The sequence below is a fragment of the Vibrio sp. Vb1337 genome (assembly GCF_033338715.1).
Classification (GTDB): Bacteria; Pseudomonadota; Gammaproteobacteria; order Enterobacterales; family Vibrionaceae; genus Vibrio; species Vibrio alginolyticus.
Genome location: NZ_JAWOTD010000071.1, coordinates 1 through 1,655 on the forward strand (window position 1 = coordinate 1; position 1,655 = coordinate 1,655).

Annotated in this window: 1 protein-coding gene; it reads left to right on the forward strand. The window is 47.1% G+C overall.

Annotated features, from left to right (window positions below; translation table 11 throughout):
* Positions 1-146: 146 nt before the first annotated feature.
* A partial coding sequence (locus R7E42_RS23895; protein ID WP_318073074.1) for an ExeA family protein occupies positions 147-1,655 on the forward strand: 1,509 nt, incomplete at its 3' end.

Consider the following 1,655-nt stretch of genomic DNA (forward strand, 5'->3'; position numbering starts at 1 on the left):
ACTTGCACGAATTACCTCTTAATTTATGGATATGCCGTTGGACATTGTAGCAAGCAATGGTACTTTTCTTTACTCCCAAGAACAGATGCAACTATGTTTACATCATATTTGATTCTTTTGGGATGGGTTTTTAGCTGGAGATCCTAATGTATAAGGACTTTTTTGGGTTTGTTGAACAGCCGTTTTCGATTGTTCCAAACTCACGTTATTTGTATTTAAGCCAACGTCATAAAGAAGCGATCACGCACCTCAATGCGGGATTGGGCGACGGCGGTGGTTTTGCCATGCTGACCGGTGAGGTAGGAACAGGCAAAACGACAGTGGCCAAAGCTATGCTCGCGAATTTAGATGAAAGCACCAAAGCGGGGCTGATTCTCAATCCGACTTTTTCGAGCCGAGATCTGCTAGAAGCGATTTGCGATGAATTTAAGATCTCTTATCCGCAGGATGCGACGTTAAAACAGCTAAACCAAGTCATACATCATTATTTGCTGCGTAACCACAAGGTGGGTTGGCAGACGTTGCTCGTCATTGATGAGGCTCAGCATCTTGCTGCCGATGTACTTGAGCAACTGCGCTTGTTAACGAACTTAGAAACCGATACCAGAAAGCTGCTTAAAGTGCTGTTGGTAGGGCAGCCAGAGTTACAACGCTTGTTACAGACTACGCAGTTGCGTCAGCTCGCACAGCGTATCACTGGCCGTTATCATCTGTTACCTCTTGATGAGAAAGAGACTGCGGATTACATCGCGTTTCGTTTGCACACGGCTGGTGGCGATCAGCAACTGTTTCATCGCAGTTCCAGTAAGTTGATTGCGAAGTATAGCCATGGCATTCCGCGTCTCATCAACCTGATTTGTGATAAAGCATTGAATATGAGTTATCACCAGGGCAGTGTCGTTGTCGATAAACAGACGGTGCAACAAGCCTGCGAAGAAGTCATGCAGTTTCAGGCGGACATTTACCAGCAAGATAAACCTCGTCAATCTTTTACATGGCCAGCTTGGGGGTCGGCTGCTATTGGTGTAATGGCAGCGGTTGGTGTCGGCTGGGCTGCAATAAATTACATGCCAATGAAGCCAAAGGCTCCGATGTCGGAAGTACCCGTTGCTGCGTCTTCGTCTACTCCTGCTCCTGCTCCTCTTATGGCAAGTGAGCAGCTAACTGATGTACAGCGCGATATGCTGTTGGCGCAGAAACAATCCAATCTTGCCGTGAATGATCTTTACCGCCTTTGGGGATATCGAGCATCAGTGCGCGATAATCTTTGCTTGTCTGAGCCTCAATCCACCATGCGTTGTGAAAGAAAAATGGCAACCTGGCCCTTGCTGATGCAGCAAAATCGACCGGTTATTTTAGAGTTGAATTATCAAGGCGATGTTGGTTACGTGATTTTGTATGCGGTTGGCAACGACCAAGTAGAAGTGCTCAATGGCAAACAGCGTCTGCGTTTGCCTGTTTCGTGGCTGAAACCAATGTGGCAGGGCAACATCATTGAATTGTGGCAAGCGCCGCTTAAAGAGACGTTGCGTTTAGATATGGAAGGGCCGGCGATCGAAGTGCTTGACCAATTGCTTGCCAAAGCGGTGAGTGAATCACCACTGGAAACGTCTATTTTTGACGGTGCGTTAAAAGAGCGAGTGGAACTGTTCCAA